This window comes from Cryptosporangium phraense (assembly GCF_006912135.1).
In the GTDB taxonomy this organism is placed as follows: domain Bacteria; phylum Actinomycetota; class Actinomycetes; order Mycobacteriales; family Cryptosporangiaceae; genus Cryptosporangium; species Cryptosporangium phraense.
In genome coordinates, this window is the sequence record NZ_VIRS01000004.1 from 161,221 (window position 1) to 187,358 (window position 26,138).

At 71.9% G+C, this 26,138-nt stretch carries 26 protein-coding genes; 11 read left to right on the forward strand and 15 right to left on the reverse strand.

Going from position 1 to position 26,138, the window contains the following annotated elements; translation table 11 throughout:
- Nucleotides 1-6: 6 nt before the first annotated feature.
- Together FL583_RS07720 and FL583_RS07725 are read right to left on the reverse strand one after the other, a co-directional pair.
- On the reverse strand, nt 7-735 hold the full coding sequence (locus FL583_RS07720; protein ID WP_142703784.1) for an ABC transporter permease: 729 nt from the start codon (nt 733-735) through the stop codon (nt 7-9).
- Nucleotides 732-1,685 carry an ATP-binding cassette domain-containing protein gene (locus FL583_RS07725; RefSeq protein WP_142703785.1) on the reverse strand — a complete coding sequence of 318 codons (954 nt, stop codon included), beginning with the start codon at nt 1,683-1,685 and terminating at the stop codon, nt 732-734. The genes FL583_RS07720 and FL583_RS07725 overlap by 4 nt, the downstream gene beginning before the upstream one ends.
- Before the next feature lie 62 nt (nt 1,686-1,747).
- On the opposite strand from FL583_RS07725, the gene FL583_RS07730 reads away from it, so the two are divergent.
- A complete protein-coding gene (locus tag FL583_RS07730) occupies nt 1,748-2,776 on the forward strand; it encodes a helix-turn-helix transcriptional regulator (protein WP_142703787.1) in 1,029 nt (342 codons plus the stop codon).
- Here the strand turns inward: FL583_RS07730 and FL583_RS07735 are convergent.
- Nucleotides 2,747-3,412, reverse strand: coding sequence for a response regulator transcription factor (locus tag FL583_RS07735; RefSeq protein WP_142703789.1), 666 nt, complete (start codon nt 3,410-3,412; stop codon nt 2,747-2,749). The two genes, FL583_RS07730 and FL583_RS07735, sit on opposite strands and share 30 nt — an antisense overlap.
- Nucleotides 3,400-4,566 carry a sensor histidine kinase gene (locus FL583_RS07740; RefSeq protein WP_205751920.1) on the reverse strand — a complete coding sequence of 389 codons (1,167 nt, stop codon included), beginning with the start codon at nt 4,564-4,566 and terminating at the stop codon, nt 3,400-3,402. Before FL583_RS07740 ends, FL583_RS07735 begins: the two co-directional genes overlap by 13 nt.
- Before the next feature lie 157 nt (nt 4,567-4,723).
- On the opposite strand from FL583_RS07740, the gene FL583_RS07745 reads away from it, so the two are divergent.
- Complete coding sequence (locus tag FL583_RS07745) at nt 4,724-5,140, forward strand: DUF6069 family protein (protein WP_142703790.1); 417 nt, start codon at nt 4,724-4,726, stop codon at nt 5,138-5,140.
- Here the strand turns inward: FL583_RS07745 and FL583_RS07750 are convergent.
- The 4 genes from FL583_RS07750 to FL583_RS07765 form a co-directional block, all read right to left on the reverse strand.
- Nucleotides 5,101-5,823, reverse strand: coding sequence for an FAD:protein FMN transferase (locus FL583_RS07750; protein ID WP_142704015.1), 723 nt, complete (start codon nt 5,821-5,823; stop codon nt 5,101-5,103). The two genes, FL583_RS07745 and FL583_RS07750, sit on opposite strands and share 40 nt — an antisense overlap.
- A gap of 80 nt (nt 5,824-5,903) precedes the next feature.
- On the reverse strand, nt 5,904-6,362 hold the full coding sequence (locus FL583_RS07755; RefSeq protein ID WP_205751922.1) for an FMN-binding protein: 459 nt from the start codon (nt 6,360-6,362) through the stop codon (nt 5,904-5,906).
- 11 nt (nt 6,363-6,373) lie between these two features.
- Nucleotides 6,374-7,759 carry a ferredoxin reductase family protein gene (locus FL583_RS07760; protein WP_142703794.1) on the reverse strand — a complete coding sequence of 462 codons (1,386 nt, stop codon included), beginning with the start codon at nt 7,757-7,759 and terminating at the stop codon, nt 6,374-6,376.
- An 80-nt stretch (nt 7,760-7,839) separates the two neighbouring features.
- Entirely contained in the window at nt 7,840-8,826 is a 987-nt protein-coding gene (locus FL583_RS07765) for a LacI family DNA-binding transcriptional regulator (RefSeq protein ID WP_240746627.1), read from the reverse strand.
- Between the two features lie 134 nt (nt 8,827-8,960).
- Here FL583_RS07765 and FL583_RS07770 point away from each other — a divergent pair, with 134 nt between their 5' ends.
- The 3 genes from FL583_RS07770 (at nt 8,961) to FL583_RS07785 (ending at nt 12,566) form a co-directional block, all read left to right on the forward strand.
- Nucleotides 8,961-9,737, forward strand: a complete 777-nt coding sequence (locus FL583_RS07770) for an ATP-binding cassette domain-containing protein (protein ID WP_142703798.1) — start codon at nt 8,961-8,963, stop codon at nt 9,735-9,737.
- Between the two features lie 752 nt (nt 9,738-10,489).
- Nucleotides 10,490-11,503, forward strand: coding sequence for an ABC transporter permease (locus tag FL583_RS42850; RefSeq protein WP_420843122.1), 1,014 nt, complete (start codon nt 10,490-10,492; stop codon nt 11,501-11,503).
- A 43-nt stretch (nt 11,504-11,546) separates the two neighbouring features.
- Nucleotides 11,547-12,566 (forward strand): ABC transporter substrate-binding protein, encoded by a 1,020-nt coding sequence (locus FL583_RS07785; protein ID WP_142703800.1) that lies wholly within the window; start codon nt 11,547-11,549, stop codon nt 12,564-12,566.
- Nucleotides 12,567-12,852: 286 nt separating this feature from the next.
- Here the strand turns inward: FL583_RS07785 and FL583_RS07790 are convergent, their stop codons facing one another.
- From FL583_RS07790 to FL583_RS07800, 3 genes are all read right to left on the reverse strand, one after another.
- Nucleotides 12,853-15,699 (reverse strand): AfsR/SARP family transcriptional regulator, encoded by a 2,847-nt coding sequence (locus tag FL583_RS07790; RefSeq protein ID WP_205751925.1) that lies wholly within the window; start codon nt 15,697-15,699, stop codon nt 12,853-12,855.
- A gap of 164 nt (nt 15,700-15,863) precedes the next feature.
- Complete coding sequence (locus FL583_RS07795) at nt 15,864-16,718, reverse strand: hypothetical protein (RefSeq protein ID WP_142703801.1); 855 nt, start codon at nt 16,716-16,718, stop codon at nt 15,864-15,866.
- A complete protein-coding gene (locus tag FL583_RS07800; RefSeq protein WP_142703803.1) occupies nt 16,715-17,548 on the reverse strand; it encodes a hypothetical protein in 834 nt (277 codons plus the stop codon). Before FL583_RS07800 ends, FL583_RS07795 begins: the two co-directional genes overlap by 4 nt.
- A 143-nt stretch (nt 17,549-17,691) precedes the next feature.
- On the opposite strand from FL583_RS07800, the gene FL583_RS07805 reads away from it, so the two are divergent.
- The gene (locus tag FL583_RS07805; protein ID WP_142703804.1) at nt 17,692-18,618 is read left to right on the forward strand and encodes a hypothetical protein; all 927 of its coding nucleotides are present in this window, start codon (nt 17,692-17,694) and stop codon (nt 18,616-18,618) included.
- A 149-nt stretch (nt 18,619-18,767) separates the two neighbouring features.
- On the opposite strand, the gene FL583_RS07810 is transcribed toward FL583_RS07805, so the two are convergent.
- Together FL583_RS07810 and FL583_RS07815 are read right to left on the reverse strand one after the other, a co-directional pair.
- Nucleotides 18,768-19,532 carry an SAM-dependent methyltransferase gene (locus FL583_RS07810; protein ID WP_142703806.1) on the reverse strand — a complete coding sequence of 255 codons (765 nt, stop codon included), beginning with the start codon at nt 19,530-19,532 and terminating at the stop codon, nt 18,768-18,770.
- Nucleotides 19,525-19,998, reverse strand: a complete 474-nt coding sequence (locus tag FL583_RS07815) for an NUDIX hydrolase (protein ID WP_142703808.1) — start codon at nt 19,996-19,998, stop codon at nt 19,525-19,527. Before FL583_RS07815 ends, FL583_RS07810 begins: the two co-directional genes overlap by 8 nt.
- A 77-nt stretch (nt 19,999-20,075) precedes the next feature.
- On the opposite strand from FL583_RS07815, the gene FL583_RS07820 reads away from it, so the two are divergent.
- Together FL583_RS07820 and FL583_RS07825 are read left to right on the forward strand one after the other, a co-directional pair.
- Entirely contained in the window at nt 20,076-20,558 is a 483-nt protein-coding gene (locus tag FL583_RS07820; RefSeq protein ID WP_142703810.1) for a hypothetical protein, read from the forward strand.
- A gap of 40 nt (nt 20,559-20,598) precedes the next feature.
- Complete coding sequence (locus FL583_RS07825) at nt 20,599-21,267, forward strand: NADPH-dependent F420 reductase (protein ID WP_142703811.1); 669 nt, start codon at nt 20,599-20,601, stop codon at nt 21,265-21,267.
- Here FL583_RS07825 and FL583_RS07830 read toward each other — a convergent pair.
- On the reverse strand, nt 21,264-21,734 hold the full coding sequence (locus FL583_RS07830) for a pyridoxamine 5'-phosphate oxidase family protein (RefSeq protein ID WP_142703813.1): 471 nt from the start codon (nt 21,732-21,734) through the stop codon (nt 21,264-21,266). The two genes, FL583_RS07825 and FL583_RS07830, sit on opposite strands and share 4 nt — an antisense overlap.
- Nucleotides 21,735-21,800: 66 nt before the next feature.
- Here FL583_RS07830 and FL583_RS07835 point away from each other — a divergent pair, with 66 nt between their 5' ends.
- The gene (locus FL583_RS07835) at nt 21,801-22,655 is read left to right on the forward strand and encodes an SDR family oxidoreductase (RefSeq protein ID WP_142703815.1); all 855 of its coding nucleotides are present in this window, start codon (nt 21,801-21,803) and stop codon (nt 22,653-22,655) included.
- A 14-nt stretch (nt 22,656-22,669) separates the two neighbouring features.
- Nucleotides 22,670-23,878 carry an acyl-CoA dehydrogenase family protein gene (locus FL583_RS07840; RefSeq protein ID WP_142703816.1) on the forward strand — a complete coding sequence of 403 codons (1,209 nt, stop codon included), beginning with the start codon at nt 22,670-22,672 and terminating at the stop codon, nt 23,876-23,878.
- A gap of 477 nt (nt 23,879-24,355) precedes the next feature.
- Here FL583_RS07840 and FL583_RS07845 read toward each other — a convergent pair whose 3' ends face one another.
- A complete protein-coding gene (locus tag FL583_RS07845) occupies nt 24,356-24,928 on the reverse strand; it encodes a 1,2-dihydroxy-3-keto-5-methylthiopentene dioxygenase (RefSeq protein ID WP_142703818.1) in 573 nt (190 codons plus the stop codon).
- 88 nt (nt 24,929-25,016) lie between these two features.
- Between FL583_RS07845 and FL583_RS07850 the strand changes: the two genes are divergently transcribed.
- Complete coding sequence (locus FL583_RS07850) at nt 25,017-26,135, forward strand: substrate-binding domain-containing protein (RefSeq protein ID WP_205751926.1); 1,119 nt, start codon at nt 25,017-25,019, stop codon at nt 26,133-26,135.
- The last annotated feature ends 3 nt before the right edge of the window (nt 26,136-26,138 follow it).

The following is a 26,138-nucleotide window of genomic DNA, read 5'->3' on the forward strand; positions in this document are numbered from 1 at the left end:
ACCACCTCAGTCCCGGGCCATCGCCCGCACCCCGATGAGCAGCCCGCCCGCGGCGACCAGCACCGCGGCCAGCGCGCCCCGCGCGACCGTCTCCGAGAACACTTCCCCGTCGAACAGCACCCGCTCCGCGTCGACGACGTACGTCAGCGGGTTGAAGTGCGAGAGCAGCCGAAGCCACCCCGGGCCACCCTCGAGCGGCAGCAGGATGCCGGCGATCAGCAGCAGCGGGAACAGCAGCGTCTGCTGGACCGTCCAGAAGATCCACTCCTGCCCCCGGCTGGCCAGCGCCAACGCGTACGACAGGGCCCCGATCCCGACGCAGAACCCGGTCAGGATCACCAGCCCGACGACCACGCCGGCGACGTGCAGCTCGAAACCGAACGGCACGGTCACCAGGATCAGCACCACGGTCTGGGCCAGCATCGGCACGATCTCCTTGAGCGCCCGTCCGATCAGCAGCGACGGACGGCTCAGCGGCGAGACCAGCATCCGTTCGTGCGAGCCGCTCTGCATCTCCAGCTGCAGATTCGAGCCGGTGACCGACGTCCCGAACAGACACGACATGACGACGACGCCGGGCACGAACCACTGCAGGCTCCCGACGTCGTCGGGCAGGAGCGGCGCGAACAGGGCCAGGAAGAACACCGGCTGGACCATCGTGAAGACCAGCGAGAACGGGCTACGCAGCACCGGCCGCAGCTCCCGGCTGAAGACGATCGTCGTGTCGCGGATCATGCCGCGGCCCCTTCCCGGAGGCTACGGCCGGTGAGTTCGAGGAAGACGTCGTCGAGTGTCGGGCGCTGGACCTCGACCGCGGTCACCGGAACGTCGGCTTCGTCGAGGCTGCGCAGCAGCTTGGGCACCAGCCGGGTGCCCTCGGGGACCCGGATCGTGACGGTCCGGTCGTCGGTGGAGATCCGGCCGTCGAGGACCGAGGCCCGGGCGGCCGCCCGGGCCGCCTCCTCGGCGGTGCCCAGCGTCAGCGTGATCCGATCCCCCACCTGCGACGACTTGAGCCGGGCCGGGGTGTCGTCGGCGATCAGCTCGCCGTGGTCGATGACCACGATCCGCTCGGCCAGCGCGTCGGCCTCGTCCAGGTAGTGGGTGGTGAGGACGATCGTCGTCCCGTACTCCTCGCGCAGCCGCCGGATGTGCTCCTGCAGGTTCACCCGGTTCTGCGGGTCGAGCCCGGTCGACGGTTCGTCGAGGAACAGCAGCGGCGGGGTGTGGATCAGCCCCATCGCGATGTCCAGCCGTCGCCGCTGGCCGCCGGAGAGCGAGGAGACCAGCCGGTCGGCGACCGCCTCGAGCCCGAGCGACTCGATCAGCTCGGCCGCCCTCGCGCGGGCTGCGGGCCGGTCGAGCCCGTAGGCGCGGCCCTGGCTGATCAGCTCGTCGCGGCCGCGCTGGCTGTGGCCGGCGCCGTTGCCCTGGCCGATGTAGCCGATGCGCTTGCGCACCTCGCGCGGTTCGCGGGCCACGTCGAACCCCGCTACCTCCGCGGTGCCCGAGGTCGGCGCCAGCAGCGTGGTGAGCATCCGGAGCGTCGTCGACTTGCCGGCGCCGTTCGGGCCCAGCAGCGCGACGAGTTCGCCGGCCCGCACCTCGAGGTCGAGCTTCTTCACTGCTTCCACGGTCTTCTTCTTCACCGTGAAATTCCTGGTCAGTGCCGTCGTCTTGATCATGGGACCTACGCTAGGAGCCATTCCGGCCACTTTCTGACCGCAATGTTCGGGAGTCTGGAGCCATGGCCAACACCAGCGAGCGGACCCTCCGGTTGCTCTCCCTGCTTCAGAACCACCGGTACTGGCCGGGTGGCGAACTGGCCGACCGCCTCGGGATCAGCGAGCGCACGCTGCGCCGGGACATCGACCGGCTGCGCGAGCTCGGCTACCCGGTCGACGCCAGCCGGGGCGTCGCCGGTGGCTACCAACTGCGGTCGGGTGCGGCGATGCCGCCGCTGCTGCTCGACGACGAGGAGGCGGTCGCGATCGCGGTCGGCCTCCGTACGGCGGCCGGTGGCGCGGTGGAGGGCATCGAGGAGACGTCGGTCCGCGCGCTCACCAAGGTGATCCAGGTGATGCCGCCCCGGCTCCGCCGGCGCGTCGAGGCCCTGCGGACGTACACGGTCCCGGGTGTCTTCTCCACCGGCCCCACGGTGGACGCCACGGCGCTGGCCGTCATCGCCAGCGCGTGCCGGGACGACGAGCGGCTGCGCTTCGACTACACGGCCCGGGGCGCCGATCGCACGACCCGGCTGGTCGAGCCGCACCGTCTGGTCTCGCTCGGACGCCGCTGGTACCTCGTCGCCTGGGACACCGAGCGCGGGGACTGGCGGACGTTCCGGATCGACCGGCTGAGCGACCCGCGCCCGACCGGAGCGCGCTTCCGGCCGCGGGACCTGCCGGCCGCGGACGCGGTCGCGTTCGTCCGGCGAGGGTTCGCCGACCGGCCGCACCGGTACCTGATCGACGTGCTGGTGCACGCGCCGGAGCCGGCCGTGCGGGCCGCGTTCGGGCGTGAGGCCGACGTGCGTGAGGTGGCGCCGGAGCGGTGCCGGGTGCTCGTCCGCAGCGACTACCTGGAGTGGCCGGTGGCCGCGCTGGGGTGGCTCGGCGCCGATTTCGAGGTGGCCGGGCCACCCGAGTTCGCCGCCGCGCTGGCCCGGATCGGTGAGCGTTTCACCCGCGCCGCCGCGGGCGCTGCCGCCGTGGGCGCAGACGCGGGCGCGGGCGCCGGACGCGGATCAGGCCAGGCCGGCGTCGTGGGCCAGTAGCGCGACCTGGGTGCGGTTGTCGAGGCCCAGCTTCACCAGCACCCGGGTCAGGTGCGACTTGACCGTCGCGACGCTCACGAACAGCTCGGACGCGATCTGCGCGTTGGTCTTCCCGGTCGCGACCGCCAGCACGATGTCGTACTCGCGCGGGCTCAGCGTCGCCAGCGCCGTCCGGGCCTTCTCGTAGGCGCCGGCCTCGACCGCGACCCGGTCGATCAGCTTGCGGGTGACCTGCGGCGAGAGGATCGGGTCGCCCGAGCTCACCCGGAGCACCGCCTCGACGAGCTGGTCGGGCGGGGTGTCCTTGAGCAGGAACCCGCTGGCCCCCGCGCGCAACGCCCGCAGCACGTTCTCGTCGCTGTCGAACGTCGTCAGCACGATGACGTCGGGAGGCTGCGGACGCGCGCGCAGACGGCGGGTCGCGGTCACGCCGTCGATGCGGGGCATCCGGATGTCCATCAGCACGATGTCGGGCGAGTGCGCGCTGACCGCCTCCGGCACGTCGACGCCGTCCGCGACCGCCCCGACCACCGCGATCGTCCGGTCGTTCTTGGCGACGCCGTCGAGCATCATCGTCAGACCGGCCCGCACCATCGCGTCGTCGTCGACGATGAGCACGCGGATCACGTCGGCCACGGCAACTCGACCCGGAGCCGGAAGTCGCCGCTCGGACCGGCGGGGCCGTGCTCGATCTCGCCCCCGGCCAGCTGGACCCGCTCGGCCAGCCCGAGCAGCCCCATCCCCGCGCCGGGGACGCCGGAACCGACGACCGCAGGCACCGGGTTGCGCAGCTCGATCCGCAGGCCGTCGCCGGGCGCCCCGTCGAGGACGAGCGTCACCGGGACACCGGGCGCGTGCTTGCGCGCGTTCGTCAGTCCCTCCTGGACGATCCGATAGGCGGTTCGCCCGGTGGCGGCGGGCAGTTCCGCGTCAGCGTGCCGATCGTCCACCGAGACCGGAGTGCCCGCGTCCCGCGACTCGGCGATCAGCCGGTCGAGGTCGTGCAGGCCCGGTTGCGGACGGGTCTCCGGATATCCCACCGGGTCATCGTCCCGGAGAACCGTGATCACCGCACGCAGTTCCTCCAGGGCCTCGTGCACGCCGGCCCGGATCACGCCGGCCGCGGCCGAGAGCTTCTCCGGGGCCGCGTCCGGGCGGTACTCCAGCGCACCGGCGTACGTGGCCAGCAGCGACAGCCGGTGGGCCAGCACGTCGTGCATCTCCCGGGCGATCAGCGTCCGCTCGGCCAGCCGGGCCTCGGCGATCCGGCGCTCCTGGTCGGCCTCCGCCCGCCGGGCGCGTTCGCGCAGCGAGATGAGCAGCTCGCGGCGGACCCGCATCACCGTGCCCCAGCCGATCAACGCGGCCCAGGCCACCGTGATCAGCGCCAGCCACCACCAGTACCCGATGCTCGGCGTCGGCCGCCAGGCCGCCTGCACGGCCTGACAGGCCACGCTGCCGACGCCGATCAGCGCGGCCAGCCGGAACGGCCGGGACTGCGCGACCAGCATCGTCGCGGCCGACGCGCTGGGCGTCGCGGCCGGTGAGACCAGCGTCAGCACGGCCAGCCCGATCGCGGCCGGCACCGGCCACCGCAGCATCACCGGCGTCAGCGCGACGCCGACGACCCCGACCGCGATGTCGACGACCAACAGGTCGCGGGCGGCCTCCGGGAGGCCGAAGATCGTGACGCCGACGATGAACGTCAGCGCCACCATGATCGGGATCGCGACCCGCGGCCCGGGCACGCGCTCCCGGCCGTACGGGGCGCAGTCGTCGTCGGTAGGCATGGCGTCAGGCTAGGTCGGGGTCTGCGGCGGCGATACCGACCAAGGTCGAAGTCGGCTGCGACCGCGGTGGGAGCGGGTCTCGCCGGGTTGGCGATGTGAGTCCCCGGGCCCGCGCCCGACTCTGATCGGGACGTTACGACGCCTTCAGGAGGCCACGATGTCCCGTTCGATCCTCTCCCGTTCCGCCGCCGTCGGGGCGGCCGCGCTCTCCGCGCTCGTGCTCTTCGCCGCCTCCGGTGCCCACCCGATGGTCGGCGAGCCCGCGCAGGCCGTCGACGCCGGCGCGGTGCTCGTCACCAGCGTGCTGGCCGGGCTGGCCGGGTGGGCGGTGCTGGCGATCCTCGAGCGCACGACGAAGCGCGCATTCCGCAACTGGACCGTGGTCTCGATCGCGGTCTTCGCGCTGTCGCTGCTCGGCCCACTGGGGTCGGCCGCCGACACGCACAGCACCTGGGTCCTCGTCGCGCTGCACTTCGTCGTCTTCGGCGTCCTGTACGCCGGGCTCGCCCGGACGGCGCGCGCCCGCGACTGCGCTCAGGTCAACGTCCCCCAGCGGGCGAAGCCGCTCGTCTGACGGGTGCGTCCGCTGGTGGTGACGGCGAGGGCTTCGAGGTCGGCTTGGGCTTCCGCCCAGGCCAGACCCCGTTCCGGGCCCATCGCGAACGCGGCCGTCGCGGCCGCGTCCACCCAGGCCAGGCGACGGCCGACGACGGTGATGCTGGCCAGGCCCTCCGGTGGTGCACCGCGGTGCGGGTCGACGATGTGCCGTCCGCGTTCGGCGGTGCCGGACGTCGCGACGGCGGCGTCCTCGGCCGTCACCACCGCCACGAGACGGCGGGGACGCAACGGGTGCGCGATCCCGACCCGCCAGGGTCGGGCCGGACCGACCGTCCCGACGAGCTGGACGTCACCGCCGCCGTTGACCGAGTGCGCGGACGACCCGGCCGCGGCCAGTAGGTCGCTGGCCCGCTCGATCGCCCAGCCCTTGACGATGCCGGTCGGGTCGAGAATGCCGTGCGGCGCCTCGGTGAAGTACCCGTCGGTCTTGGCGGAGGCCTCCCGGACCAGCGCGAGCACCTCCCGGACCTCGGGCGGGCACTCGTCCGGGGTGAGCTCGCCCCGGCTCAGCCGGCTGACCACGCTGCCGGGCTGGTAGGTCGAGAACGTGCTGTCGACCCAGTGCAGCCAGGCGATCACGTCGTCGAGCGCGGCGACGCTGACCCCGGACCGGACGTCGATCGAGAAGACCGTGCCCATGCACTCCTCGACCCGGCGGACCGGGGCACTGGGGAGCGCCTCGAAGAGGGCGGCGCTTGCCGGGGCGTCGGCGGTGAGCGTCACAGGCCGGCCTGGTCCAGGGCGCTCTGCAGCGACTCCTTGTAGCTCTTGGTCGTGAACGTGGCCCCGGAGACCGTGTCGACGTCGGCGCTGTTCGCGGCCAGCGTCGCCTGCTGCAGTTTCGGTAGCGCGCCACCGCCGATCGACTTCGACTGGGCGTCCTTGGGGGCGAACTTCGCGATCTCCACCTTGGTGATCTTCTTGCCCGAGACCGTGACCTTGACCTGGACGGACTCGTACGGGTTGGTCGACTCCTTCCCCGTCGCCGTCTTGGCCGGCTGCCCGGCTGTTTGCCCCGCGGGTTGCTTGGCGGCGTCCGCGGAGGGTTCGACGGCGGCCGCCGGAGGCGGGGCCGCCGCCTGCGCGGTCGTGTCGGCCGGGGCCAGGTTGGCCTTGAGCCCCAGCAGACCGCCGAGGCCGGCGATCGTCCCCAGCAGGGCGTAGATGGCTTTCCGCACGAACGGGCTCCTCAGAACTCGAACGACTCGTGATGGATCCGCCGCCGGGCGACGCCGGCCTCGCGGAGCGAGTCCCGGGTGGCGGCGGTCAGCGACTCCGGCCCGCACAGGTAGACGTCGTGGTGCTTCAGGTTGGGGACGAGGTACTCGAGCTGCTCGGCGGCGAGCGGGTCACCGCCGAGCTGTTCCCGGGTACCGACCAGGTAGTGGACGCGGGCCCCGCGGTCGAACGCGATCTCCTCGATCTCGGCCCGGAGCACCAGGTCGGACATGTGCCGGGCGCGGTAGATCAGCGTGATGTCGCCCGGTCGGCCGGGAAGCGTCTCCAGAAGCGTCCGCAAAGGAGTGATGCCGACGCCGGCGCCGATCAGCAGCACCTTGCGGCGGCGGCGGACGCCGCCGGTGAAGGCCCCGTAGGGGCCGCTGGCCATCACCTTCGTGCCGGGCCGCAGCTGGGCGAGCGACGCGCTGTGGCCGCCGGCCTCCTTGACCGTGATCCGCAGCCGGCCGCCGGAGACCGGAGCCGAGAGCGAGTACGGGTTGGACGCCCACCAGCTGTCCGGGGTGAGGAACCGCCAGCGGAAGAACTGGCCGGGCTCGGCCTTGAGTTCGTCCAGGTAGCGGCCGGAGAGGTAGACCGAGACGACGTCCGGACCCTCCTGGCGGACGCCCTCGACGCGCAACCGGTGCCGGGCCGCGACGCGCAGAGGGGTGACCACGCGGTACCAGACGAGCAGCAGCGTGACCACGCCGTACAGCGTCGACCAGGCGATCTGTGCGGGCTTGTTGCCGGCGAAGTCGGCGCCGGTGGAGAACTGGTGCAGGAACGCGAGCGCGATCGCCAGGTACGTGCCGAGGTGGATGAGGTGCCAGACCTCGTAGCTCATCCGCTTGCGGGCCGCGCGGGCCGAGACGATGCCGATGATCACGAACAGGACGGCGCCGATCGTCGCGTAGAGGACGTCGGGGTAGCCGCGGACGAGCGAGAGGCCCTGGCCGACGACCGAGGTGCGCGCGGTGACCGCGTAGCCCCAGGTGATCAGCAGCGCGTGGGCGGTGAGCATCGTGACCGTGTACCGGCCGCCCATCGCGTGCCAGCGGGTCAGGCGGTCGGTGCCGATACCGCGCTCCAGCGCGGGCACGCGGGCCATCAGGCCGAGCAGGATGATGACGCCGTAGCCGGCCAGCAGGCCGGTGATGCGGCCCGCGTTCGTGAGGTAGTCGCCGAGGGTGGAGATCGTCGTGGTGTTCGTCCACCACAGGGCGAGGACGGCGGCGGCTCCGACGCCGATGCCGGCCAGGACCGGGGTGGGGCCGATGCGGAGTGAGGGGGCGCGTCCGGCCGGTGCTCTGACCCCGTGCGCCGGCACGTACTGCTGATTCAGCGTGGCGGTCATGGTTTGGCCTCCTGTGCCGTCCTTGTAAGAGAGGCACGGGGCTCTTCCGGGCCGAGTTCACGTCGGCTCCGATGAAATGGTTAAGAAAACCTTCCGTTGCAGGATTCGCGTTCGACCAGGCGCACCGGGAGCACGGTGAGCCGCTTGAGGCGGCGGCCCGGGTCGTCGATGCGGTCGAAGAGGCGGGTGGCCGCGAAGCGACCGAGTTCCTCGGGGTCCTGATCGACGACGGTGAGGGCGGGTCGCAGGGAACTGGCGAGGGGGAAGTCGCCGAAGCTGACCAGAGCGACGTCGGTGCGCTCGAGCCTCTGCAGGGCGGGGACGATCGCGATCGAGCACTTGGGGTTGCTGGAGAGGATCGCGGTGGGCGGGTTCGGTGCGTCCAGGAGCTCCTCGGCCTGTTCGCCCGCTGCGGTTCCGCCGGCGCCGGCGAAGCGGATGAGGGCTTCGTCCACCTCGATGTCGGCCTCTTCGAGGGCGGCTCGGTAACCCGCGAGGCGGCGGCGGGTCGTGGCGATCCGGACCTCGTCGCCGATGTAGGCGATGCGCCGGTGGCCGTGGCCGATCAGGTGTGCGGTGGCCTGGTGCGCGCCGCCGACGTCGTCCTCGACCACCGTGTCGGCGGTCAGCTTGCGGGGTGGCCGGTCGATGAAGACCAGGCTCGTGCGCGCCTTCCACGGTTCGAGGTAGGACTGGTCGCCGCTGACCGGCGTCGAGATGAGACCGGCGACCTGACGGCCGAGCAGGGCCTCGACCGCGGCGCGCTCCAGGCTTCCGTCGGTACCGAGGCTGGTGACGAACGTGGCGACGCCGCGGCCGCGGGCGACCTGCTCGACGGTGTGCGTGACCGCGGCGAAGAACGGGTCGGAGATGTCGGGGACGGCCAGGCCGATCGCCGGGTCGCGTCCGAACCGGAACGTGCGGGCCAGCAGGTTCGGCGTGTACTGCAGGTCGGCGATGGCCTGCTCCACGCGGGCCCGGACTTCGTCGGAGACGTACCTGTCCTTGTTGACCACGCGCGAGACCGTCTTCGCGCTCACTCCGGCACGTTCGGCGACCTGCCGCATCGTGGCCAACGGCGTCTCCTTTGTCGAGTGAGCGGATGGTACCCGTTATCTGACACCGGTGACATCCGATGCCGATTCGTTACCTGACACCGGTGACAGTGAGCTGTGACACGCTTAGGGTGCGTTACCACCGGATGAACGGGGTGATCCGCTTGACCACACCGCTTCTCGAGGCGCGGGGCTTGAACCGCAGCTTCGGACATGTGCGAGCACTCCGAGACGTCGATTTCGAGGTGTATCCCGGCGAGGTCACGGCGCTGATCGGCGACAACGGGGCCGGCAAGTCGACGCTGGTGAAGGCGCTGTCGGGAAACCTGGAGCTGGACTCGGGTTCGCTGTTCTTCGACGGCTCGCCGGTGACGATCTCGACGCCCCAGCAGGCCACCGCGCTGGGGATGGAGGTCGTGTACCAGGACCTGGCGCTGGCCCCGCACCTCAACCCGGTGCAGAACATGTTCCTGGGCCGGGAGATTCCTCGGCGAGGACCACTGGGCTTGTTCGGTTTTCTGGACGAGAAAGCGATGCGCGCGCGAGCGGTGGCGGGGTTCGCCGAGCTGGGCGGGACGGTGCGGGCGTTGAACGCCCCGGTCGGGTCGATGTCGGGTGGGCAGCGGCAGCAGATCGCGATCGTGCGGGCGATCACCTGGGCGGCCAGGCTCGTCTTTCTGGACGAGCCGACGGCGGCGCTGGGCGTCGTGCAGACGAGGAACGTGCTCGACACGATCAAGCGGGTGCGCGACAAGGGGGTCGCGGTGGTGTTGATTTCGCACTCGATGCCCGAGGTGATCGAGGTGGCGGATCGGGTGCAGGTGCTGCGGTTGGGGACGAGGGTGGCGACGTTCGATGCGGAGCGGACGTCGGTGGATCAGCTGGTCGGAGCGATGACGGGTTCCCTGGAGACGACCCGATGACGAGCTCTTCTCCCGGTCCGGCCGCCGACCAGCCGAACCCCACCCGCGTGACCTCCGCCGAGGGCGCAGACCCGGCCCACGCCACGGCCCCGGCCCCGGCCTCAGCCGGAGCAGGCACGGGCACCGCCGCAGACGCGGGCACCACCGCGGACGCGGGCACCACCGCGGGCGCGGGCACCACCGCGGACGCGGGCACCACCGCGGACGCGGGCACCACCGCGGACGCGGGCACCGCCGCGGGCGCGGGCACCGCCGCGGGCGGGCCGGGCGAATCCACCGCCCTGGGTGGCCCGGCAAGCCTCCGCGCCACCGCTGCGGACGGCAGAGCGAGCGCGCGGCCGACCGCCTCGAACGGCACCTCTCCGGACCCGATGTCCGCGAACAGCGCTTCCGCCCATCCGCACGCTGCGTCCATCACCAATGCGGACGCCGGGCGTACCGCGGGTGGCGCGCCGACCAACCCCGCCGCCGACGGAGGCGGCGCGGCCGAGGAGCCCGCGGGAGACCCGGCCGACGAGTCCACCACCGCGCCAGCTACCGCGGAGACCAACCCGATCACCTCTGAAGGCGGCGCCACGCCGGGCACGACCGGAGCGACCACTCACGCCGTCGCCGCCGACGACGTAACCGCAAACCCCACCGCCGCCGCCGGGGCCGCAGCCACCAACCCAACTGCCTCCGCAGGCGGAGCGGGGCGGCTCGGGGAGGGCGGGAACGGGGGGTCGGACGACTGGGACGAACAGGAGCAGTCGTTGCTCCGGCGGCTGGGGCAGACCCAATCGGTCTGGATTCTCGGCGTCCTCGTCGTCATCGTGCTGTTCTTCTCGATCGTCGCCGGCGACCGCTTCCTCTCCGCCAACAACTTCTCGCTCATCTCGCAGAACATCGCCGTCTGGGCGGTGATCGCGGTCGGCATGACGTTCGTGATCGTCACGTCGGGCATCGACCTCTCGGTCGGGTCCGTGCTCGTCTTCTCGTCGGTGATCGCCGCCAAAACGATGGACGCCGCCGGCGGCGAGGGCTACGGCGTCGCCGCTCTCGGGCTGCTCGCGGCCCTCGTTTCCGGCCTGGCCTGGGGCGTCGTCAACGGTTTCCTGGTCGCGAAGGCCAAGGTGCCGCCGCTGATCGTCACGCTCGGGTCGTTGTCGGTGGCGCTGGGCCTGGCCCAGGTGATCACCGACGGGATCGACATCCGCTCGGTACCGGAGGTGATGACCGACTACAACACGTACATCAAGATCGCCGGCATCCCGGCCCTGCCGTTCACCGCGTTCATCGTCGTCGTGATCGGAGGCGTCGTCCTGCACCGGACGAAGTTCGGCCGGTACACCTACGCGGTCGGCTCGAACGAGCTGGCCGCCCGGCGGGTCGGCGTTCGCGTGGACCGGCACCTGATCTCGGTGTACGGGCTGGCCGGACTGCTGTCGGGGTTCGCCGCCGTCCTCGCGCTCTCGCAGTACGGCACGACGACGATCGCCGGGCAGTCGCTGACCAACCTCAACGTGATCGCGGCCGTCGTCATCGGTGGCACCTCGATCTTCGGCGGCGAGGGGTCGATCTTCGGCACCGTCGTCGGACTGTTCATCCCGGCCGTGTTGCAGGCCGGGTTCGTGATCATCGGCGTCGAGCCCTTCTGGCAGGGTGTCGCCGTCGGAACCGTCCTGGTCGCGGCCGTCTACTTCGATCAGAGTCGCCGTCGTGCCGCCACCCGCGGCGCCGGCGCCAAGCGCTCCTCCCTGCGGTCAGTGTTGCTCCGCTCCCGATAGGTCCGTCTCTTCGCCCCCACAATCGGAATCAAGGACGCTTCCTATGAAAAAAGCCCCCTTCGCCGTAGTCTGCGTCGCTGCCCTCGCCCTGGCGGCCTGCTCCTCGTCGAAGCCCGACGAGGACAAGAGCGCGGCCTCCGACAACGCTTCGGCGGCGTCGTCCCAGGCCGCGGTGGACAAGGCCAGCAAGAACTACGACCTCCAGTTCGTCCAGGGCGTCCAAGGCGACGAGTTCTACATCACGATGCAGTGCGGCATCGAGGAGGAGGCGCGCAAGCTCGGCGTCACCGTGCACACCCAGGGACCGACGAAGTTCGACCCGACGCTGCAGAAGCCGATCGTCGACTCGGTCGTGTCGGCGAAGCCGGACGCGCTGCTGGTCGCCCCGACCGACGTGAAAGCGATGCAGGGGCCGTTGAACCAGGCCAAGGCGGCCGGGGTCAAGGTCGTGCTCGTGGATACGACCGTCGACGACCCGTCGGTCGCGGTGTCCGCGATCGCGTCGGACAACCTCGGCGGCGGCAAAGCCGCCTTCGAGGCGATCCAGAAACTGGCTCCGCAGGGTGGCAAGGTGCTGGCCATGGGCGTCACGCCCGGTATTTCGACGACCGACCTGCGGGCCAAGGGGTTCGAGGACGCGGTCAAGGCCGATTCGAAGTTCAAGTACGTCGGCATCCAGTACTCGAACAACGACCCGGCGACGGCGTCGCAGCTGATCAGCGCCGCGCTGCAGAAGGACCCGGACATCGTCGGGGTGTTCGCGCTGAACCTGTTCTCGGCCGAGGGTACGGCGACCGGGATCAAGCAGTCGGGTAAGTCGGGCAAGATCCAGGTCGTCGGGTTCGACGCCGGGCCGAACCAGGTCGCGGCGCTGCGCGCCGGCACCGTGCAGGCGTTGATCGCCCAGCAGCCGGCCGAGATCGGCAAGTTCGGCGTCGACGCGGCGGTCGCTTCGCTGGATGGTGGCCAGGTGACGGCGAAGGTGCAGACCGGGTTCACGATCCTGACGAAGGACAACATCGACGGGGACGGCGCGAAGGCGATCTACAAGTCCAAGTGCTGAGCTAGCGCGTTTCCTCTCCACGCGACGGGCCCCGCCGCTCCCTGGCGGGCTCGTTTCGCGTGCGCCGCACGCCGGCGGTCAGCCCGCTCCGGCGCGACCGGGGCGGACGCCGGCCGGCGCACGCGCACCCCCGTGCCCGGGTGGCCGAATTACCGCCGCCCCAGGCCGGCACCTCCGCCGCCGCCCAGCCCCCGCCGCTCCGCGGCCCAGCCACCGCCGCACGGCGGCCGCCACGGCTGAGGACCGGCGGCCACCGCCAAAACCCCCGCGGCCACCACGTCCCAGCTCACCTGGCCGAAAAGGACTCCAGTTCCTTGCGGACCGTCTCGGCCTCCGCCGACCCCAGCTCCACGTACAAAGCCAAAGCCTCCCGCAACCGCCCCCGGGCAGACTCCGGCTCCGCACGCGCCAGCCCCACGCACGCCCGAGCCTGCTCCGCCCGCTCCCCGATCGTCGTCGCCAGCGCCAGCGCCTCGGTGAACATCACCGCGCCCGTGCTGGCGCACCCTCGGCCCACTTCCGCCTCCCCCAACCCGTTGAGCGCGCACGTCTGGCCGTACCGCTCGCCGATCGTGGCGAACAGCCTGACCGCCTCGCGGAGGTACTCCGCGGCCTCGGCCGGCCGATCCAGGCTCAGGTGAACCTCGCCCAGGTTCGTCAGCGCGGTCGCCTCACCGCCTTGGTGACCCAGCTCGCGGAAGCGCTCCAGCGCCTCCCGGAGCATGCCGATCGCCTGCTCGTTCCGGCCCACCCGCATGAGGATGTCGCCGAGGTTGGTCTGCGTGTTGGCCTCCCCGACCCGATCGCCGAGCTCGCCGAACAGCGCCAGCGCGGCTCGGTGGTAACGCTCGGCGTCGTCGTAGCGGCCGATCTGCTGGCTGATCACGCCGAGGTTCCCCACGGCCCTCGCCTCCCCGGTGCGGTCCCCCAGCTCCCGGAAGACCGCGAGCGCCCGGGTCAGGTGCTCCATCCCCTCCGGATACCTCCCGATCTGCCAGTACACGACCCCGAGGTGGGAGAGCGCGGCCGCGACCCCGGCCCGGTCTCCGGTCCGCTCCGCGGCCGTCAACGCGAGCGTGTGGACGGTCAGCGCGTCCGCCGAGTGCCCCCCGTTGTCCAGGTACACGTAGAGCGTCGACGCCAATGCCGACGCCACTGAGCCCGGCCCGCGCGACGCCGTGTACTCGCACACCGCGAGAAAGGCCGGACGGTGCCGGTCGAGCCAGGCCCGCGCGTCCTCCGGGGTGGGGAACGTCGGCAGCGGGGAGCTGATCGGCTCCACCGGGGGGCGCCGGTGTCGCTCGGCCGGGTACAGGACGTCCATCGCGGCGCCGGCCGCGGCCAGGTAGTACGCGAAGAGCCGGGCCCGGGCGGCGTCGCGGGCGGCCGGCGGGTCCTCGGCGTCCGACTGGGCCAGCGCGTAGGCCCGCAGCAGGTCGTGCAGGCTCGCGGCCCCGCGGATCAGGTGCGCCCGGCTCAGGACGGTCAGCGCCTGCCGGGCGTCGGCCAGGCTCTCGGACGCGAGCGCGGCGGCCGCGTGGGCGTCGAACTCCGGACCGGGGTGCAGTCCCAGGCGCCGGAACATCCGCGCGGCCGGCCCCGGCAGGCGCTGGTAGGACCAGCTGAACACCGCGCGGACGTCGGCCCGCGGGTCACCGCCCGCGTCGAGCAGGTCCAGGCGGGCCCGGTGGTCCTCCAGTTCCGCGACCAGGTCGGCGAGCGTGCTGTCCGGACGTCCACCGGCGAGTTCGGCGGCGACGCGCAGCGCGAGCGGGAGGCGTCCGCACTGTTCGGCCAGGGCACGCGCGGCCTCCGGTTCGGCGTCGACCCGCGGGCCGATCAGCGAGCGCAGCAGCGAGACGGCCTCGGCCGGATCCAGCAGGTCGAGGATCAGCCGGTGCGCGCCGTGCACGGCGACCAGCCCGGCCAGCGTGTCCCGGCTGGTGACGAGCGTGGCGCAGGTCGGCGAGCCCGGTAACAGCGGCCGGACCTGCTCCACCGACGACGCATTGTCGAGCACCACGAGCAGCCGCCGCCCGGACAGTTCGGTGCGGTAGCGGGCGGCGCGCTCGTCGACGTCCAGAGGAAGGTCTCGGGCGGAGACGCCGAGCGCGGTGAGGAAGCCCGCGAGGGCGGCCGACGGGGTCACCGGAGGCTCGGTGCCGTAGCCACGGAGGTCGAGGTAGAGCTGACCGTCGGGGAAGCGGTCGCGGACCTCGTGCGCCCAGCGGATCGCGAGCGCGGTCTTCCCGACGCCCGCGGTGCCCGACACCGCGGACACCACGACGGCGCCCGAGCCGTCGACGAGGCTCGCGGAGAGTTCGGCGAGCGCGGAGGCGCGGCCGGTGAAGGCCGGAACGTCGGCCGGCAGCTGAGCGGGCACGGGTCTCCGGAGGGGTTCCGGCTCCGGGACGCCCCGGAGCACGGCCTCGTGCGCCGCCCGCAGCTCCGGGCCCGGGTCGACCCCCAGCTCCTCGATCAGCCGGGCCCGCGCCCGCGCGTACGTGTCGAGCGCCTCGGCCGTGCGGCCGGCCAGGTGCAACGCCCGGACGAGCTCGACCAACAGCGGCTCGGCCAGCGGCTCGGCCGCCACGAGCTCCTGGAGCCGGTCGACGACCGCGCTCGCGTGCCCGAGCGCGCTCTCGGTGCGGGCCCAGAGCGCGACCGCACTGCGCCGCTGCTGCTCGAGCCCCTCGCGGACGGCCGTGGCCCAGATCCCGGGGACGTCGGCCAGCGGCGTCGACTGCCAGAGATCGAGCGCCTCGCCGAGCAGGGCCGCCCGGCGGGCGTCCGGGCAGTCGTCGGACCGGGCGTCGGCCACCAGGGACCGGAACCGGTGCAGGTCGATCACGTCGCGGTCGACCAGCAACGCGTAGCCGCCGGAACGGCGCTCGACCACCGCGGAGTCGGCCAGCAGCCGTCGGATCCGGGCGATGTGGGCGTAGAGGACCTCGCGGGCCTTGGCCGGCGGGTCGTCACCCCAGACCCGGTCGATCAGCGCCTCCACCGGCACCGGTCGACCGACGTCGACCAGCAGCGCGGCGAGCACCGTCCGACGCTTCACCGGCCCGAGGTCCATCGGACGACCGTCGACGGTCATCTCCAACGGGCCGAGCAGCCGGAACTGCGGCATCTATCTCCTCCTGCGCCGTCTTGCACCGAACCCTGCCCATACATCACACAAGATTTGCGCAAGATTTCCGCTGGATCGGTCAGAGAAGGTGGAGAAAGCCCGGGGTTCCGCGCCGGCACGGGGCAGCGCGGGATCGACGGACCAGCTGGCGGCGTCCTGCTCCACTACCCCTCCGGAGCAGGGCGCCCCTGGCTAGACAGATCGTCCACCAGCGACACCACGCTCTCGTCGAGCGCCGCTCGGCGGCGGTTGACGGCCGTGCGCAGGTACCGCAGCTCGGTCGCCGCCTCGACCGGACGGCCCGCGGCCAGCAGCGCCTGCACGTGCAGCACCTGCGCGCGCACGGCCGGCGCCGAGAACCGCCCGTACCGGGCCCGGCGCACCCGGACCAACCCCTCGGCCAGCTCCACCGCCGCCGCCTCGCCGGCCCGGATCAGCGCCACCGCCAACAGCCCCCGGGCGTTCCAGGTGAACGGGGCGTTCTCGCCGTAGTGACGCGCGCGGTGCGCGACCTCCTCGTCGAGAAGCTGCCGAGCGTCCGCCAGATCCGTCCCTTGCCGACGTTCGAGCAGCGCGAACGCGTAGTTGGCCCGGGCGATGCGGGTGCGGTAGTCGTCGCCGCCGAGCGCACGCCGCCGCTGGTTCCACTCGGCTTCGTACCGGCCCAGATCGGCGGCATCCCCGCCCCGCCGCTCGTACTGCGCGGCAAAGGCCCGGACGCTCATCAGCGTCGTGTCGTCCCAGGACAGCGCCCGCTCGGCCCGCCGGAGCAGCCCGCGCCAGGCGACTCGGGACTCCTCCGGCGGTCGGTGCCGGGACAGCGCCTCCTCCAGCGCGCACTCGACGAACAGCGAGACCTCGTGCTCGGGCCCGAGCAGCGCGACCGACTCCTGGTGCAGCGTCCGGACCGGGGCCGCGTCGCCCACCTCGTCGGTGTGGTGCAGGACGACCTGCAGGCGGGCTCGTAGAACGGCGACCACATCGCCCTCCGGGGACTCGTCGGCGGCCGCGGCCGTCATTTCTCGCCCCGCAGCAGCAGGAGGACGTCCCGCAGCTGTGGGACCAGGTGGTCGGCCAGGTTCTCGCGGTCCGCGGTGGAGAGCTGCGGCACCAGGTACTCGACCGCGGCCAGCCCCTCGGACACCTCGGTGAGCAGCGTCTCCAGCGGCTCGCCGCGGACGAAGCCGAGCGTCATCAGCTCGTCGTGGACCGCGTCGAGCGTCCCCAGCGGGGACAGCCCGCGCGGGCTGTGGGCCAGCTCGACCACCCGGGTGAGCAGCGCGACGACCGCCCCGACCGGCGGGTCGCCCGGGCTGACCAGCCGCAGGTCCTCCACCGCGCAGACCGGTGGGGCCGAGCGTCGCACGGCGGCCAGCGGGCGGTTGGCCGACGCCCATTCGGCGAGCACCCGGACCAGCGTCTCGGCCGCGAACTGCCGATCGTCCCGGCTCAGCGCCCCGAGCGTGGACGCCCAGGCCTCCCGGCACGGCCAGAAGCTCACGGCCTTGGCTTCGAAGATCAGGGCGTCGACCGGGCCGGGGTGCCTGCGGGCGACGTACGGGCTGCCGGCGTAGTGCGCGGCCAGGGAGCGGGCCCGCTGGCCGAACAGAGAGTAGAGCGTCGAGGTGGCCTTGGCGCCGGCCAGCGTGGCCAGGTCGGCCCGGTCGATTCGCGCCTCGCTCCACTGCGCGGTGGAGTCGTCAAAAGGTTCGAGGTGATCGAGATGGGTCGACAACGCCCGGTAGTACCGCGTCCTGGTCTGGCCGGTGACGCTCTGCCGTTCGGAGAGCACCGACGAGTACCACCGCGCGCTGATCGTGCGACGAAGTTCCTCGGAAAGGTGCGCCATCCCCCACCCCGACGACGAGCCCGTGATTTAGGCGATCATCTTAGGCGGTGATTGGGAGGATTCGCGCTCTGCTGCAGGTCGGCGGTTACCGTTGTCGCGATCAGACCGTCCCGTCTAGACAGTGGCGAGCGGCAGGAGGTGCCGTGGACGAGCGGGAAGAGCTGCGCCAGGAGCTGCGCCGGCTCTGCCGTGGCCGCGGCGTCCTGGCCCCTGACCTCGCCCAGCGCGTCGGCCCCCGGGTGGCGGCGCTGGTCAGCGACGCCGGCGATCGCTCCGCGATCGTCGACTGGCTGCGCGATCACGTCCGGCGGCTCCCCGGCGACCTGCGGCTGGCCGCCGCCGTCGGGCTGGGGCTGCATCCCCCGGCCGACGCCCGCTTCCTGGGCGAGCGCCTCGACTGGCTGGCGACCGATCTCGGACGCGAGCAACGCACGGTCCGGCGTCGGCTGGACGAGGCCCTGGCCCTGCTCGCGGAGGCGGTGACCGGCTCGGCGACCCCGCCGGCCGAGACCGCCGACCCCAGCGGCACCGGCTGGTACAACCACTCGGTCCGCTCGCTGGTGATGCTCGACCGGGACGACCCCGAGGTGTTCGAGGAGCGGACGATCGCCGCCACCGGCGCCCCGATCGACGTCATCCGGGTGGCGATCAGCGTTCCCCGGCAGCCCGACGGGGAGCCGCCCGACCTGTTCGTCGACGTCCTCTACGGCGGGTTGCTGCTGAGCAGCGAGCGGCCGAGCACCAGCCACTTCCGGTCCGAGATCGCGTTACCGCGCACGGTCGGGCCGGACGACGCCCACCGGGTGGGGTTCCGGTACCGGCTCGCGCCCGGCCAGCGGATGGCGCCGCACTACGCGCTGACGCCGCTGAGCCGCTGCGACCGGTTCGCGCTGCGCGTCCGCTTCCCGATTCCGACGCCGACGACGTACCTGCTGCGGGGCGTGCCTCCGCGGAGCCTGGACGATCCGCCGGGCGCGCTGACGCGGGTCGAGCCCGACCGGGCCGGCGAGGCCACCGCCCGCTTCGAGGCGCTGACGCCCGGCCTCGGCTACGGCCTGCGCTGGGTTTGACCGGTAATTGTCCGGCCCATCGCTGACTGACCCACATCTGGAATAGAGGTCGGGAGCGGCGGATCGCAGGCTCGGGAGCGTCCACTTCGTACGCTTACCGAGGAGCCCGCGATGGGAGACGGTCCGCCGGACGGCGAGGGCGAAGGCCCTTAGGAAACAGGTATCAAAGTCAGGTAGGCCATGTTGAGGATGCCCCGGTAGCCGCGCAGCCAGCTCGCCCGGTGGCTGTCGGCGTTGTGCCGGAGTTCCGCCGCCCGCGGGTGCTGGGGATTCGCGGCCAACCACTCCTCGACGTCGGCCTGGAAGCCGGACTCGAACTGCTCCCACTCGTCCGGCCCGGCGGTCTCGACCCAGAGCGGACGGAATCCGGCCTCCACCGCGAGATCGGTCAGCCGCGCGAGGTCGCAGTGGTCGTGGGCGGCGGCGTCGGGCCACATCCGGGAGAGTTCGAGGACGGTCGGCGGGCGCTCCCAGAAGCCCTCGGCGTACAGCACGCGGCCGCCCGGGTTGACCAGCCGGCGCAGCTCGCGGAGCGCGCCGATCAGGTGGTCGGGCGGGGCCGCGTCGGTCAGCGCGTGCCCCGACCCGACGCACAGGACGACGTCGGCCGGCCCGCGCCGGGTGCCGATGCCCGACTCCTCGACGAACTGCACCCGGTCGGCCAGCCCGCGCCAGGCCGCGGTGCTCCGCCCCCGGGCCAGGTCTTCCCGGTTCAGATCGACGCCGACGCCGTGCGCGCCCGGGACGGCGTCCACGAGCCGGAGCAGCAGCTCACCCCAGCCGCAGCCGATGTCGAGGACGGTCGCGGGCTTGGCCGCGGCGAGCCGTACCACCAGACGGTTGGCACGAGCGGCCGACAGCGGGCCGTGGAACTCCAGGCTGTGCAACCTGGTCGGTGACGATGCGTCAGGCACGCCTCACCGTACTGAATCCGAACGTCGTGACGGCCGGAATATCGCCGTCCCGCCAGTTCTCCAGCACCCACCGCTCGTGGGGCACGACCGGCGTCGGCAGTTCGTCGGGCGAGACCCAGCGCAGCTCGGCCGCGCGGTCGGGTTCGCGCCGCTCGGGCTCGCCGGTCCAGCGGCGGCACTCGAAGAAGAAGTCGACGCGCTGGTCGATGCGGGCGGTGCCCACGGTCCGGTGCATGACCGTGATCGGGCGCAGGTCGTCGACCGCGATGCCGAGCTCCTCCTGGGCCTCGCGACGGGCCGCGTCCAGGACCGACTCACCAGCTTCGACGTGTCCGGCCGCGCCGACGGCCCAGTGCCCGTCGAGATAGCCGGTGTTCTGCCGGCGCTGCAGCAGGATCCGCCCGTCGTCCCGGCGCAGCACCACGTAGGCCGCCGGAACGACCGCGAACCGCCGGAACGCCCTCACGGGCCTCACCCTAGGCGCTCGGCGGGACCCGGCGCGTCCGAGATGAATTGCTACCTATCACCCTAATAATGCGGTTTATGGCGTCCACCAGACTCGCAGCGCTCATCGTCGGGACGGCCGTGATGCTGGCCGGGTGCGAATCCACGCCCGAGGCGGCCGGAGCACCCGACGCGCCCGAGGCGGGCCTCGCCGCCGAGGCCATCGCGCCTGATCAGGGCGGCCCCGAGCCCGCGTTGACCGGCAACACCTGGCAGCCCGTCGACTTCACCGGCTGTCAGGTCCCGTGGGGCCTCGCGGTGATGGTCGAGGACACCGGGATCACCCAGCGCGAGTTCACCTTCAATTCCGGCGGGTCGATCGCGGTCCGCCAGGTGCAGTCGCCCCGCAACCCGAACAACGTGAGCACGTACTCGCTGGCCTACCACCGCCGCGGCCCGAAGCTCGACATCCGCGCCGGCCTCGGCACCGACACCTGGACGATCAAGGAGCTCACGACCGCCCGGCTCCTGCTCGAGGACGACAGCAGCGGCTCCCAGTGCTGGCTCCGCCGAGTCGGTTGAGCCGGGAATGTCTACCGCACCTACCGAGTTGCCGCCGTACATGACGACTGTGGGATTCATCGGCAGCGGACACATCGGCGGCACCGTCGCCCGGCTCGCGGTAGCGGCCGGCTACGACGTGGTGCTCAGCAACTCGCGCGGGCCGGAAACACTGAAAGACCTGGTCGACGAAATCGGCCCGAAGGCGCGCGCGGCGACCGCGGCCGAGGCGGCCGAGGCCGGCGACCTCGTCGTCGTCTCGGTGCCGCTCAAGGCCTACCAGGCCGCGCCGGTCGAGCCGCTGGCCGGCAAGACCGTCATCGACACGAACAACTACTACCCGCAGCGCGACGGCCAGGTCGCCGCGCTCGACGACGGCTCCACGACGAGCAGCGAGTTGCTCCAGCAGCACCTGCCGACGTCGCACGTCGTGAAGCTGTTCAACAACATCTTCTGGGGCGCGCTCCGCGACCTCCCGCGGCCGTCCGGCGCGCCGGACCGCTCCGCTCTGGCGATCGCCGGCGACGACGCCGACGCGAAGGCGCAGGTCACCGCATTCCTGGACGCGATCGGCTACGACACCGTGGACGCCGGGCCGCTGGCCGAGGGGTGGCGCTACCAGCCCGACACGCCCGCGTACGGCGCGGCCTACGCGAACGGCTCGCTGGACAACCCCGTCCCGGGCGACGCCGAGACCGTGCGCAAGCTGCTGGCCGAGGCGACCCGCTAAGAGCGCTGGGCGGGCACGGGCTGGCGCGGCTGATCCGGGTAGTACTGCTCGTCGAAGAGCACCCAGCGCGAGACCGTGATCTCGTACAGGTGGTGGCCGTCGGGGTCGGCGGCCATCGCCACCGGGTCGATCGCGTCCGGCCAGCGGCTCGTGTAGCCCGCGATCTGCTCGTCGATGCCGGTGGTCGGCAGCTCGCGCGCCTGCCCGCTGAACGTCACCCCGCGGACGTCCTGCTCGATGCCTTCGAGCTCGATCGCGAGGATCGCGCCGGCCACTCGAGGGTCTGACCGGAGGTTCACGCAGTGCTCGCGGTTGGGCCGGGACATGAACCAGATCCGGTCCGGCCCGAACTCGCTCGCGAACCAGAGGTTGCACACCACCGGCGCCCCGGTCGCGTCCAGCGTCGCCAACTGGATCACCTTGCCGGACCGGACGTAGTCCTCCAGTAGGGTGCGCGCGTCCTCCACCGTGACTCCTCAGGGTCGTGGGCGAGCTACTCATTGTGGTGTATTGATCGATCTAGGGTGGTCCGAATGAGTGATCTGATCGGCATTACTGGCGTTTCCGGACAGGTCGGCGGTCGGGTGGCCGCCCGTCTCTCCGCGGCCGGTGCGCCGGTCCGGCTGCTCGCCCGCGCCGGGTCGCGGGTCCCGGACTTCACCTCGCTCGGCGCCGGCTACGCCGACTCCGCCGCCGTGCGGAACGCTCTCGACGGCGTCTCCTCGCTCTTCCTCGTCAGCGGACGTGAGTCGGCGGACCGTCTCGACGAACACCGGAGCGTGGTGGACGCCGCAGCCGAAGCCGGCGTGCAGCGGATCGTCTACCTCTCGTTCCTGGGTGCGGCCCCGGAGTGCACGTTCACGTTCGGCCGCGACCATTGGCACACGGAGCAGCACATCCAGGGCACCGGGCTCGCGTTCACGTTCCTGCGCGACTCGTTCTACGCGTCGATGCTGCCCGCGCTGGTCGGGCCGGACGGGGTGCTGCGCGGCCCCGGCGGCGACGGCCGGGTGAGCGCGGTCGACCCCGACGACGTGGCCGAGGTCGCCGCCACCGTGCTGCTCGACCCGTCAGCCCACGACGGGCAGTCCTACGGGCTCACCGGACCTTCGGCGATCTCGCTGGCCGAGGCGGCCGCCGAGCTCGATCGGCGGGTGGAACGGCCGGTCGTCTACCAGCCGGAGACGCTCGAGGAGGCTTACGCCTCGCGGGCGGTGTACGACGCGCCGGAGTTCGAGGTGGCCGGGTGGGTCACCTCGTACCAGGCCATCGCCGAGGGCGAGTTGAGCGCGGTCACCGACGCTGTGCCGCAGATCACCGGGCACCCGGCCCGCACGTTCGCGCAGTTCCTGGACGCGAACCCGGAAAGCTACGCCCACCTGCGCTGAGTGATACTTCGGCCATGCGCGATACCTCGACCGACGCCCCCCACTCCGCTGCCCACGACCGCTGGGTGGCGGTCGCCGAGGACGTCGCCACCCAGCTCGCGACCGACGTGGTCGCCCGGGACCGGGCCGGGGCGGCGCCGCACAAGGAGGTCGAGCTCATCCGGAGCTCGGGGCTGCTGCCGCTGCTGGTCCCGTCCGCTGTCGGCGGGCCCGGCGGGAGCTGGCTGACCGCGTTCGAGGTCGTCGCCCGGGTCGCCCGGATCGACACGTCGATCGGCCACGTGCTCGGGTACCACTACCTGCACAGCTGGCGGACGAACCTGGGCCGGCGCACCGAGGTGATCGAGCGGCTCGCGGCCGGCACCGCGGCGAACAACTGGCTCTGGGGTGGCGCGGGCAACCCGCGGGACGCCGGCCTCGAGCTGACCCGCACCGACGGCGGTTACCTGGTCCGCGGCAAGAAGTTCTTCGCGACCGGCGCCGAGGTGTCGGACCGGGTGATCGCGTCCGGCACCGACGTCGAGACCGGGCAGAAGTACGGGTTCGCGCTGCCGACCCGCACCGACGGCGTCGTGCACGGCGAGGACTGGGACTCGCTCGGCCAGCGGGCGTCGGCGTCCGGGTCGATCGCGTTCGAGGACGCGTTCCTGTCCGAGGACGACATCCTCGGGCCGGGCGAGCAGACCGACCCGGACGCTCCGGCCTACCCGAGCCTCTCGGCCCTCGGGTTCCAGGTGCTGCTGGGGTTGCTGGCGGTGGCGACCGCCGAGGGCGCGCTGCGGTTCGGCGCCGAGTACACCCGGACGAAGTCGCGGGCCTGGGCGACATCAGGGGTCTCCGAGGCGGCCGACGACCCGCTGGTGCGAGTTCGCTACGGGGAGCTGGAGTCGCAGGTGCGCGCCGCTCGGGCGCTCACCGACCGCGCGGCGGCGGCCTGGGTGGCGGCGGCTTCCCGTGGGTGGGAGCTCACCCATGCCGAGCGGGGAGAGGTATCGGTCGAGCTGTCGGCGGTGAAGGTCGTCACCACGCAGGCCGCGCTGGCTGCGACGAACGGGGTCTTCGAGCTGACCGGCGCCCGGGCGACCAAGACCGGCACCGGCCTCGACCGCTTCTGGCGAGACGTCCGCACGCTCACCCTCCACGACCCGGTGTCCCACAAGGCAATCGAGGTAGGCGACCACCTGCTCCGCGGATCGTTCCCCACCCCAAGCGGCTACAGCTAGCCCGACCGCCGGCGTTCACCGACGCCGAGCTGCTGACCGCCGCGACGGCCCAGGCTTTTGCTGCAGGTCAGCTCCGAACGCCGCTGGCTGCGCCTGATCAACGGCCGCCTGCCCGGCACGTTCGCCTCCCTGCCCCGCCAGCCCGGCGACACCACGTTCTGGCACGACGACGTGTGGCTGGCCGACCCCACCCCGGTCGGGGGTGGTGCCTCCCGCGAAACCGTTCGCTCCTGCGCGTTGGCCGAATACGCCCAGTACGGCTCCTGCGCATCGCATCCCCGCTGGTTCTGGTTCCCGCGTCTGCACCTGGTCGCCACCCCCGCCGGACTGCCGATCACGGGGGTTCTGACCGCCGCGAGATCCGACGAACGTGATGTCCTGCTCAACCTGACAAACACCGAACCCGGATTGGCGCCTTTCCGGGGTTCTGAGCGGCTCGGTAACCCCGGAAAGGCGTCAATTCGCGTCGCAGGGAGCTCAGCGGGTGGCGGCGAGTTCGTCGTACGTCGGGAAGTTCTGCGAGATCGTCGAGCCGGTGAAGTTGCCTACCCAGCCGTCGTCGTCGTGGAAGAAGCGCACGGACTTGTACTGCGGGTTCGTCCCCATGTCGAACCAGTGCGTCGTGCCGCCCGGCACGGACAGCAAATCGCCGTCCTCGCAGAACACCGCGTGCACCTTGCCGCCGACGTGCAGGTAGAACACGCCCGAGCCGGACGCGAAGAAGCGGTCCTCGTCGTCGTCGTGGGTGTGCTCGTTGAGGAACTTCGCCCGGGCCGCCTGCACCTGCGACGGCCACGAGGGGTCGTCGCTGGGCCGCATCTGGACCACGTCGACCATCACGTAGCCCTCCTGCTTCGAGACGGCATCGATCCGGTCCTGATATGCGGCCAGGATCTCCTCGTTGGTCGAATCATCCGGAAGATCCCGGAGCGGCCACTGCTCGTACCGGACGCCGTGTTCCTTCAGCACGGCCGCGATCTCGGCCGGCTCCTCGGTCCGCAGCGTCGGCTCGCCCGGGGCATCGTCGACCCAAACAGTCAGTAATGTCATGACAACCTCCGGGTTGCTGAGTACCGCATGCTGAGATTCCTATCTCAGCGGTAGGAGTAATTCCTAGTTGACGTTCATACTCGTCAGCGTGCCAATCACGAACCACATCCGACGCTCCCGTCGGACCATGCTGTTCGCGACCAGCGCTGTTGCTGCGCTGCTCGCCGTCGCTTCCTGCTCGCAGAGCGACTCGACGGAGAGTGACGCATCGTCCTCGCCGTCCACCGGGCCGACCGCCAGTGCGCCCCGCCCGAAGCCGTTCGACGCTTCCCCTGTCACGGTAGCTCTCGTTCGGCAGAGCGGGGCCGGGGACTACTTCGAGGCCTGGGGTCAAGGCGCGCAGAAGCAGGCGACCGCGGCGAACATCAAGCTGACGATCACCGACGCGCGGAACGACAACGCCAAGCAGGCCTCCGACCTGCAGCAGGCGATCGACGCCAAGCCCGCGGCGATCATCGTCGACCACGGTCAGACCGACACGATCGCCCCGCTGGTGAAGAAGGCCGTCGCGGCCGGCATCCCGACGATCGTGTACGACGTCGCGCTGCCCGCCGACGTCACCGGGTACATCGCCACCAGCCAGTCCGACGAGAGCCTGGCCGAGCAGGTCCTCGGCCAGATGATCAAGGACATCGGCCAGGGTCAGAAGGTCGGCCTGGTCTCGGCCACCGGCTTCGCCCCGCTCGACCGGCGCGGCGCGGTCTGGAAGAAAGTCGTCGCCGACAACAAACTCCAGCAGGTGTTCTTCACCGGCAAGGTCACCGAGTCGACCGCGACCGACAACATCCCGCTGGTGGACGCGGCGCTCAAGCAGCACCCGGACGTCAAGGCGATCTTCGCGCCGTACGACGAGATCACCAAGGGCGTCGTCCAGGCCGTCAAGCAGAACAACCTGCAAGACAAGGTCAAGGTCTACGGCATCGACATCTCGAACGCCGACCTCCAGGTCATGACCGAGAGCGGCAGCCCGTGGGTCGCCACCGCGGCCACCGACCCGGGTCAGATCGGCGCGGCGGTCGTCCGCACGATCGCGCTGAAGCTGGCCGGTCAGTTCAACGAGGCCTCGGTGCAGTTCCCCGGCGTGCTGATCACGCAGAAGGTGCTCCAGGACCAGAAGATCACGACCGTCGGTGACGTGGTCAAGGCCGAGCCCAAGCTGAAGCTCGACACGACCTCGGTGGCAGACTGGCTCCCGAACGCCGCCTAACCT

What these genes read in the sequence shown, in the direction of transcription:
- FL583_RS07720 (WP_142703784.1), bottom strand. Translation starts at nt 735, where the DNA reads ATGATCCGCGACACGACGATCGTCTTCAGCCGGGAGCTGCGGCCGGTG.
- FL583_RS07770 (WP_142703798.1), top strand. Translation starts at nt 8,961, where the DNA reads ATGAACGGGGTGATCCGCTTGACCACACCGCTTCTCGAGGCGCGGGGC.
- FL583_RS07835 (WP_142703815.1), top strand. Translation starts at nt 21,801, where the DNA reads ATGAGTGATCTGATCGGCATTACTGGCGTTTCCGGACAGGTCGGCGGT.
- FL583_RS07730 (WP_142703787.1), top strand. Translation starts at nt 1,748, where the DNA reads ATGGCCAACACCAGCGAGCGGACCCTCCGGTTGCTCTCCCTGCTTCAG.
- FL583_RS07785 (WP_142703800.1), top strand. Translation starts at nt 11,547, where the DNA reads ATGAAAAAAGCCCCCTTCGCCGTAGTCTGCGTCGCTGCCCTCGCCCTG.
- FL583_RS07840 (WP_142703816.1), top strand. Translation starts at nt 22,670, where the DNA reads ATGCGCGATACCTCGACCGACGCCCCCCACTCCGCTGCCCACGACCGC.
- FL583_RS07790 (WP_205751925.1), bottom strand. Translation starts at nt 15,699, where the DNA reads ATGCCGCAGTTCCGGCTGCTCGGCCCGTTGGAGATGACCGTCGACGGT.
- FL583_RS07765 (WP_240746627.1), bottom strand. Translation starts at nt 8,826, where the DNA reads ATGCGGCAGGTCGCCGAACGTGCCGGAGTGAGCGCGAAGACGGTCTCG.
- FL583_RS07820 (WP_142703810.1), top strand. Translation starts at nt 20,076, where the DNA reads ATGGCGTCCACCAGACTCGCAGCGCTCATCGTCGGGACGGCCGTGATG.
- FL583_RS07750 (WP_142704015.1), bottom strand. Translation starts at nt 5,823, where the DNA reads ATGGGCACGGTCTTCTCGATCGACGTCCGGTCCGGGGTCAGCGTCGCC.
- FL583_RS07845 (WP_142703818.1), bottom strand. Translation starts at nt 24,928, where the DNA reads ATGACATTACTGACTGTTTGGGTCGACGATGCCCCGGGCGAGCCGACG.
- FL583_RS07725 (WP_142703785.1), bottom strand. Translation starts at nt 1,685, where the DNA reads ATGATCAAGACGACGGCACTGACCAGGAATTTCACGGTGAAGAAGAAG.
- FL583_RS07795 (WP_142703801.1), bottom strand. Translation starts at nt 16,718, where the DNA reads ATGACGGCCGCGGCCGCCGACGAGTCCCCGGAGGGCGATGTGGTCGCC.
- FL583_RS07740 (WP_205751920.1), bottom strand. Translation starts at nt 4,566, where the DNA reads ATGCCTACCGACGACGACTGCGCCCCGTACGGCCGGGAGCGCGTGCCC.
- FL583_RS07760 (WP_142703794.1), bottom strand. Translation starts at nt 7,759, where the DNA reads ATGACCGCCACGCTGAATCAGCAGTACGTGCCGGCGCACGGGGTCAGA.
- FL583_RS07825 (WP_142703811.1), top strand. Translation starts at nt 20,599, where the DNA reads ATGACGACTGTGGGATTCATCGGCAGCGGACACATCGGCGGCACCGTC.
- FL583_RS07745 (WP_142703790.1), top strand. Translation starts at nt 4,724, where the DNA reads ATGTCCCGTTCGATCCTCTCCCGTTCCGCCGCCGTCGGGGCGGCCGCG.
- FL583_RS07800 (WP_142703803.1), bottom strand. Translation starts at nt 17,548, where the DNA reads ATGGCGCACCTTTCCGAGGAACTTCGTCGCACGATCAGCGCGCGGTGG.